The 7,107-nt window shown below is 67.6% G+C and carries 8 protein-coding genes; 3 read left to right on the forward strand and 5 right to left on the reverse strand.

What is annotated here, in order from left to right; all coding sequences use genetic code 11:
- Positions 1-60: 60 nt before the first annotated feature.
- Positions 61-699, reverse strand: a complete 639-nt coding sequence (locus tag AC1DZV_RS14075; protein WP_476952069.1) for a LytR C-terminal domain-containing protein — start codon at positions 697-699, stop codon at positions 61-63.
- Between the two features lie 93 nt (positions 700-792).
- Positions 793-1,134, reverse strand: a complete 342-nt coding sequence (locus AC1DZV_RS14080; protein ID WP_476952070.1) for a DUF3263 domain-containing protein — start codon at positions 1,132-1,134, stop codon at positions 793-795.
- Between the two features lie 124 nt (positions 1,135-1,258).
- Here AC1DZV_RS14080 and AC1DZV_RS14085 point away from each other — a divergent pair, with 124 nt between their 5' ends.
- Positions 1,259-2,065 (forward strand): uracil-DNA glycosylase, encoded by an 807-nt coding sequence (locus AC1DZV_RS14085; RefSeq protein WP_476953945.1) that lies wholly within the window; start codon positions 1,259-1,261, stop codon positions 2,063-2,065.
- A 51-nt stretch (positions 2,066-2,116) separates the two neighbouring features.
- Positions 2,117-2,956 carry a siderophore-interacting protein gene (locus tag AC1DZV_RS14090; protein WP_476953946.1) on the forward strand — a complete coding sequence of 280 codons (840 nt, stop codon included), beginning with the start codon at positions 2,117-2,119 and terminating at the stop codon, positions 2,954-2,956.
- A gap of 160 nt (positions 2,957-3,116) precedes the next feature.
- On the opposite strand, the gene AC1DZV_RS14095 is transcribed toward AC1DZV_RS14090, so the two are convergent.
- Positions 3,117-4,613: a threonine/serine exporter family protein gene (locus tag AC1DZV_RS14095; RefSeq protein ID WP_476953947.1), complete on the reverse strand. Its 1,497-nt coding sequence runs from the start codon at positions 4,611-4,613 to the stop codon at positions 3,117-3,119.
- A 48-nt stretch (positions 4,614-4,661) separates the two neighbouring features.
- Positions 4,662-5,735, reverse strand: coding sequence for a lipid II:glycine glycyltransferase FemX (locus tag AC1DZV_RS14100; RefSeq protein WP_476953948.1), 1,074 nt, complete (start codon positions 5,733-5,735; stop codon positions 4,662-4,664).
- Between the two features lie 114 nt (positions 5,736-5,849).
- On the opposite strand from AC1DZV_RS14100, the gene AC1DZV_RS14105 reads away from it, so the two are divergent.
- Positions 5,850-6,419 carry a TspO/MBR family protein gene (locus AC1DZV_RS14105; protein ID WP_476953949.1) on the forward strand — a complete coding sequence of 190 codons (570 nt, stop codon included), beginning with the start codon at positions 5,850-5,852 and terminating at the stop codon, positions 6,417-6,419.
- Positions 6,420-6,503: 84 nt separating this feature from the next.
- Here AC1DZV_RS14105 and AC1DZV_RS14110 read toward each other — a convergent pair.
- On the reverse strand, positions 6,504-7,107 hold a 604-nt coding region (locus tag AC1DZV_RS14110; RefSeq protein WP_476953950.1), incomplete at its 5' end, for an L-serine ammonia-lyase.

Genomic DNA, 7,107 nt, shown 5'->3' on the forward strand with positions numbered 1-7,107 from the left:
AGGAACGGCGGCGGCGGGCAGGGCCGCCGCCTAATAGTTATTGAGGCGTAACCGGATTGGCTACTGGTAGCCGGGGCCGAGCACGACGACAAGGGGCCTGTTGAACTCGGCAGAGTCGACGAGGGTGTCGACGCCGAGGAGGGCTCCGAGTGCCTCCGCATTGTCCTTCTGCTCGACGCCGCTGTAGAAGATCACCGACGTCTGTTGCGGGACACCGCCCCAGTTGCCTGTCTCGCCCAGGACCCAGCCGTCGGAGGTGACGGTGCCGCCGACGCGGGTGGCGAGGCCGGCGGTGGTGGTCGCGTTGTAGATCGTCACCGGCTGCGTCTTGTCGACAGCGGCGGCTGTGGCGCTCGGCGTAGCTGACGGCGAAGCCGCCGGCGCGGCGGCGGCGTCCGTGCCGGCCGGGTCCGGGCTCGTCGGCGTGGGACTGGGGCTCACGGTGCTCGTGGCGGACGGGGTGCTGCTGGCAGATGCGGACGCGCTGCCACCGGCGGTCACGGCCGCGGCCTGGCCTGCGGAGAAGCCGAGCTTCGGCAGGATCAGGAAGGCCACCAGGCCGATGGCCAGGGCTACGCAGCCGGCTGCCAGGATCGGCGCCAGGCTCCGCCGCCGCGATGCCGCGACGGCCCGGTGGACTCCCTGCCGGGTAGAGGTCTCCGGGACCCGATCAAATTCATCCCGAGCGTATTTGGTCATGGTAAAACGACGTCCTTGCTGATTTCATACGGGGTGCCCAAGGCCGGAACGGACGCAACAGGACGTGCAGATCCGGCTGCTCGTGACGCGACTTTACGAATCTGTTCCCAGACGACGGGCAGTGCGGGCACGTTGGCGTGATGTACGTAGTCTACGCAATCTCTTGACCAGCATGGGATCGTGGGCCAGCGCATCCTCGGTATCGATGAGGGCATTGAGGATCTGATAGTAGTGCGTGGCGGACAGATCGAACAGCTCGCGGATGGCCTGTTCCTTGGCCCCGGCGTACTTCCACCATTGCCGCTCCAAGGACAGCATCTGCTGGTCGCGGGCGCTCAGCGCAGACTCCGCGGACACCCCGTCCAGGCCCGTGCCGGCGGTTGGGAAGACGGCGGAATCCCCCGCGAGCACGTGCTCCTGCGCTGTTTCGGCCACGACACACTCCTGGTTGATTCCGAAAGACCTGGCTGGATCCGGTAAAAAGTCAGTCCCCATGCTACGGCCGAATGACAGGGTTGTCATTCGGGCGGGCGCAGAAACGGGGCGCAGCTGGGGAAGAATGGGTGCTGTGTTTGATACCGAGTTTGACCCCGCCAGTGAACCCGACGCGCTGTTCGAGCTGGAGCCCGCAGCCGCGGACGCCCTCAGTTTCGAGGACCTGGCGCGCCGGCCGCTGGACGCGCTGGTTGCTCCTGACTGGGCGGAGCCGCTGGCGCCGGTGGACGCGCAGTTGCGCGAAGCCCTCGCCTTTGTCGCGGGCGAAGTGGCCGCCGGGCACGGCGTACTGCCCTCGCCGGCAAACCTGCTGCGGGCTTTCCGGCAGCCCCTGGCCGGCGTCCGCGTGCTGGTGGTGGGCCAGGACCCGTATCCGACGCCGGGGCACGCCGTGGGGTTGTCCTTCGCCGTGGACGGCGCCACCCGGCCGATCCCCCGCAGCCTGGCAAACATCTACAAGGAACTTCAGGCCGATCTCGGCTTCCCCCCGCGCGTCCACGGAGACCTCAGCCACTGGGCGGACCAAGGCGTACTGCTGCTCAACAGGGTGCTCAGCGTCCGTGCCGGCGCGGCGGGCTCGCACCGGAACAAGGGCTGGGAGGCTGTGACGGCGGCGGCCATCCGGGCCGTCGCCGGCCGCTCCTCCGTTTCCGGTGCGGGCCATGCCCCCCTGGTGGCGATCCTGTGGGGGAAGGATGCCGAGTCCGTGCGGCCGCTGCTGGGGTCCGCCGCCGTGATCGCCAGCGCCCACCCCAGCCCGCTATCGGCCTCGCGCGGCTTCTTCGGGTCCCGGCCGTTCAGCCGGGCCAACGCCCTGCTGCTGGAACAAGGCAACGGGACGGTCGACTGGGAGCTTCCGCCGTTGCCGTAACAGGCCTACGCGCAAAGCTCCCGCCGGGGGTTCATGGTTAGGCTTAGCTGCATGACATCCGTCCCCGCAGCCACCACCGCCACCCGGAACTCGCGCCCCCAGACCGATCTGAGGGTCCTGCGCAGGGAACAGCTCTCCCCGCACATGGTCCGGATCATCGCCGGGGGCCCTGGCTTCGCCGGGTTCGTCAACAACGACTATGTGGACCGGTACGTCAAGATCGTCTTTCCGCAACCCGGCGTCGAATACCCGGATCCGCTGGATTTGTGGGCCATCCGGGAAACCATGCCGCGCAGTCAGTGGCCGCACACCCGGACCTACACGGTCCGCTGGGTGGACCCGGCGGCGCAGGAACTGGCCATTGACTTTGTGATCCACGGCGACGAGGGGCTCGCCGGCCCCTGGGCGGCTTCGGCCCAGCCCGGCGATCGCCTGACTTTCACCGGCCCCGGCGGCGGGTACAACCCGGATCCGGCCGCGGACTGGTACCTGTTTACCGGCGATGAATCAGCGTTGCCGGCCATCGGCGCCGCGATCGAATCCCTGCCGGAGGATGCCCGCGGCCTCGCCCTGCTCGAAGTGGACAGCGACGCCGACGTCCAGGCCATCGCCGGGCCGGCCGGCGTCGAACTGCGCTGGCTGCTGCGCGGCGGCGCCCCCGCCGGTGAGAGCGAACTGCTGGTCACGGCGGTGCGCGATGCCGAGTGGCCCGAGGGCCGGGTGCAGGTCTTTGCCCACGGCGAGCGGGGCTACATGAAGGGCCTCCGGGACGTGTTCTACGTGCAGCGCGGGCTGGAGCGGGCCCAGGTGTCCCTCTCGGGCTACTGGGCCAAGGGCCGGGTGGAGGACGACTTCCAGGCGGAGAAGAAGCTGCCGATAGGCAAGATCTGACGGCGCAAGATCTGACGGCGCAAGATCTGACAGAGCGAGATTTGGCGTTGCGGAGTTTCCCCACCTTTGCCGCCACGACGCCGGGACACGCCGTCGCGTCCCGGCAAAAGTGGGGAAACCCGGCGCCTTCGGGGAACCGGGCGGCCATTCCTCGTAAGATCTAGCGGCGGCGGGCCCTGCGCCGTTCGTTGCTCGCCAGGCTCCGCGTCAGGGGCCGCGCCAGGGTGTCGCCGAGCACGATGCCGGCAGCAACACCGAGCACGATGGCCCCGGCGTTGAGCATGCCGCCGGCGCCCATGAGAATCTCCGATTCCTCGATGGTCAATACATACATCGACCGGAATATAGTGAGCCCGGGGAGCAGAATCAGGGCGGCGGGAACGGCCACCACCAACTGTGGGGCGCCCATCCGGAGGGCCACGACGCGGGCCAGCAGGCCGATCACCACGGCAGCAAGGGCCGGGGCGAAGCGGGAGCCGATGCCCAGGGCGTCGCCGCCGATGAGAACCAGGTAGCCCACCACCCCCACGGCCGCCGTCGGCAGCAGCAGCTTCCAGCTGGTTTGTTCCGTGATGCCGATCATCAGCACCGCGATGGCGATCAGGATGACGATCACCCATAAGTCATACTTGGGCGGGAATGTTTTGGTGACGTCTATGGGATCCATGCCGGTCATGTCCCCCACGACGAACCCGACGGCGATGCCGGCGACCAGCGCCCCGAACGTCAGCATGGTGGACAGGAACCGGCCGGCCGCCGTGACGGGGAAGCCGTTGATCGCATCCTGTACCGAGGACACCAGGCGTCCCGTCGGCAGGAGCAGCAGGATCCCGCCGACCACCACGATTTCGGGGGCAATCTGCACTCCCAGCGGGCTGCCGAAGCGCCACAGCAGCAGGGCGATGATGGTCACCAGGAACGAACACGAGGCAGTGATGAAGAAGTCCGGCGTACGCCAGCGGCCCAGCTGGCGGGCCAGCAGGCTGACCAGAAGGTTGGAGAGGAACGCGACGATCGAGGCGCCCAGTCCGCCGCCCAGGACACCGACGAAAACGGCAGAGAACACGCCGAAGGCCACCGCGACCATCCACCGCGGGAACGGCTTCGCGCTGCGGGTGATGTCCTCAAGCCGGCGCACGGCTTCCTCGCGGCCGACACCGCCGGCCACGATGTCCGTCACCAGCTGGTGCACTTGCGAGAGGCCCGCGTAGTTGTTGGTCCAGGACCGCACCACGCGCAGCAGTGAGATGGGCGTCTGGTCCTTGGGTGCGTAGTTGATGGCCACCGACTGGTTGGTGATGTCCACCTCGATGTTCTTGAGGCCAAGCGCGGCGGTGATGGCGATGATGCTGGTCTCGACCTCGAGGGCGCCGGCGCCGTACCGGAACATGGATTCGGCCAGCTTCAGGGCGAAGTCGATGGTCTTGCGGGCTGCGGCGTCCACCCCGCCAACCTGGATCATCGGGTTGGCGTAGGGGCTGCCGGCGAGCCGGTCGACGATGCTCATCGGCGCGGTGGGCGGGTTTTCGCCCTGGACCAGGCGGCGCAGCATCCTCTTGGCGGCGGCGTTCTGGCGCACCTGCATGGCCGACATTGGCTGGGTCCGGGGCAGGTCGTCCGTGGGTGGCCTGCGGTGGCCGTCGGTTCCGTTGTTCATTCCGGCCTCCTCATTGTCCTTGGCTGACCTTGATTGTCTTTGGCTCGGTTAGTAAAACTGCTGGCCCGTGCGCCGGGTGTAGACCTGGCGTGCGACGCGCTCCCCCGCCGTCATCCATGCCTTGTACTTCAGCGGGCTCAGGACCTGGTCATAGCAGCCGACGAAGTCGGTCACGGTCTTGCTGAAGCTGGTCTTGAAGAGCCCCAGCCCATGGAACGGGTTCGACGTGTCCTTGAGCTTGTCGCTCGGGGGCGTGCCGCAGAAGTCGTATTCGGTGCAGCCGAGGTCCTTGACCTGGTTGATCGCGGTCCACTGCACGAGGTGCGAGTCACCGTACTGGCCACGCTTCTGCAGGGAGCCGCCGTCCTTGTACGTTCCCTTGCGGCCGTAGTTGATCACGAACGCGCCCACCGAGGGCACCCCGTTTTCGTACACGAAGAGCAGCCTGCCCTGGTCCCGGGCCAGGAAGTTGGTCCAGAACTGGCGGTAGTACTCGTACTCGCGCACCCGGACCTGGGACTTGGCTTCCACCGTGGTGGTCATCAGGGCATACATGGCCCGGAAGTTCTCTTCCGTGGGCTCGACGTTGTGGACTTCCACGCCCTCACGGATGGCGCGGCGCACGGCGTTGCGGCCCCGGGAGTGCAGGTTGCGCAGCAGCTGGTTTTCCTCGGGCGCAATATCGAGCAGCGCCGTGGAGTCGTTCGGCTGCAGGTTGTGGGTCTTGACCAGGCCGGCCCCCTCAAGGATCCGCGCGGCGTCGTCGGACAGGACAACATCCGGTTCGATCTTGATCGCGAAGACGCCCAGCTTGGCCCTTTTGACGAAGTCCGCGTTCGCCGCGACGATCCCGGGGATGTCCTCGACCGACGCCACGTCGGGTCCCTTGATCAGGTACCAGAGCTTGCCGAGGACCGGAAAGGACTTCTCAAGGACCAGGTTGTAGCTCGTGTAATCGGCCGACTCGTACACCAGGTGCAAGGGCTTCCAGCCAAAGTGCTGTTTGACCTCGGCGAAGGCTTCCGATTGCAGGAGATTGCCGCCGTTGGGGTTCGCGGTGACGTGGGCATCCCAGTTGGCAATCTCTTCGGCAGAGGCAAAACGGGCAGTGAATTCTCGCAAGGGTGCGGTATCCAATCATTGCGGTACGAGCTTCGGCGGCATGCGGACATGCAGCCCCAAGTCTATCGGTCCGCACCCTGCCGCCGGTCCGGGTCAGGCGGTTACGCTGGTCTCATGCACGCTCAGCAACAACCGCTGGAAGACCGTCCCGGGGCGCCCGGCGGCCACTCCAAGGGCGTCGGAAGCGGCGCGGGCGGCGGCTTCTCCCAGGTGGTCGCGCTGCTGCTGTTCCTCGGCGCGTCGGCGCTCGTTGCGGCCTTGGGCGGCCTAGCCACGGCCAACCACGTCAACGGCTGGTACGCCACCGCGGACAAGGCCCCGTGGTCCCCGCCGAACTGGGTCTTCGGGCCCGTCTGGACGGTCCTGTACGCCGCCATGGCCGTCGCGGCGTGGCTGGTCTGGCGCAGCCGCGCCCCGGGGTCCAAAGCGGCCCTGACAGCCTACGGCGTGCAGTTGGGGCTGAACCTGCTCTGGACGCCGGTCTTCTTCGCCTTGTACCCGGCGTTCGGGACGCCGGCGCTGTGGATCGCGTTCGGGATCATCGTGGCTTTGGCCGTGGCCGTGGCCGTGACGGTTGTGCTCTTCGGACCGATCAGCCGGACGGCAGGACTGCTGATGCTGCCCTACCTGTCGTGGATCGTGTACGCATCCTCGCTGAACCTTTGGGCGGCACTGCACAACTAGGGCCTGCACAGCTGCAGGCGCTAGTTGTAGGCCGTCTGGCCGGAGCGGCCGGCCAGCGCCACCTCAGCCCCGGCGGTCAGCTTCCTAGCACTCCACGACGTTGACGGCGAGGCCGCCCATTGCGGTTTCCTTGTATTTGGAGCTCATGTCCTTGCCGGTTTCGCGCATGGTCACGATGACCTCGTCCAGGGACACCCGGTGSGTGCCGTCGCCCCAGAGCGCCATTTTGGCGGCGTTGATGGCCTTGGCGGCGGCGATCGCGTTGCGTTCGATGCACGGGACCTGGACGAGCCCGCCGATCGGGTCGCAGGTCAGGCCCAGGTTGTGTTCCATCGCGATTTCCGCGGCGTTCTCCACCTGCTGGGGCGTGCCGCCCATGACTTCGGCCAGGCCGGCGGCCGCCATCGAGGACGCCGAGCCCACCTCGCCCTGGCAGCCGACCTCCGCGCCGGAGATGGAGGCCTGCTCCTTGTAGAGCACCCCGATCGCGCCGGCGGTCAGCAGGAACCTGACGATCGTGTCGTCCCGGTCGGCCTGGGTGGCCTTATCCATGCCGGGGGCGAAGTGCAGCGCGTAGTAGAGCACGGCCGGGATGATGCCGGCGGCGCCGTTGGTCGGGGCGGTGACGACGCGGCCGCCGGAGGCGTTTTCCTCGTTCACGGCCAGCGCGATCAGGTTGACCCATTCC

Source organism: Arthrobacter sp. P1_D12 (assembly GCF_056406175.1).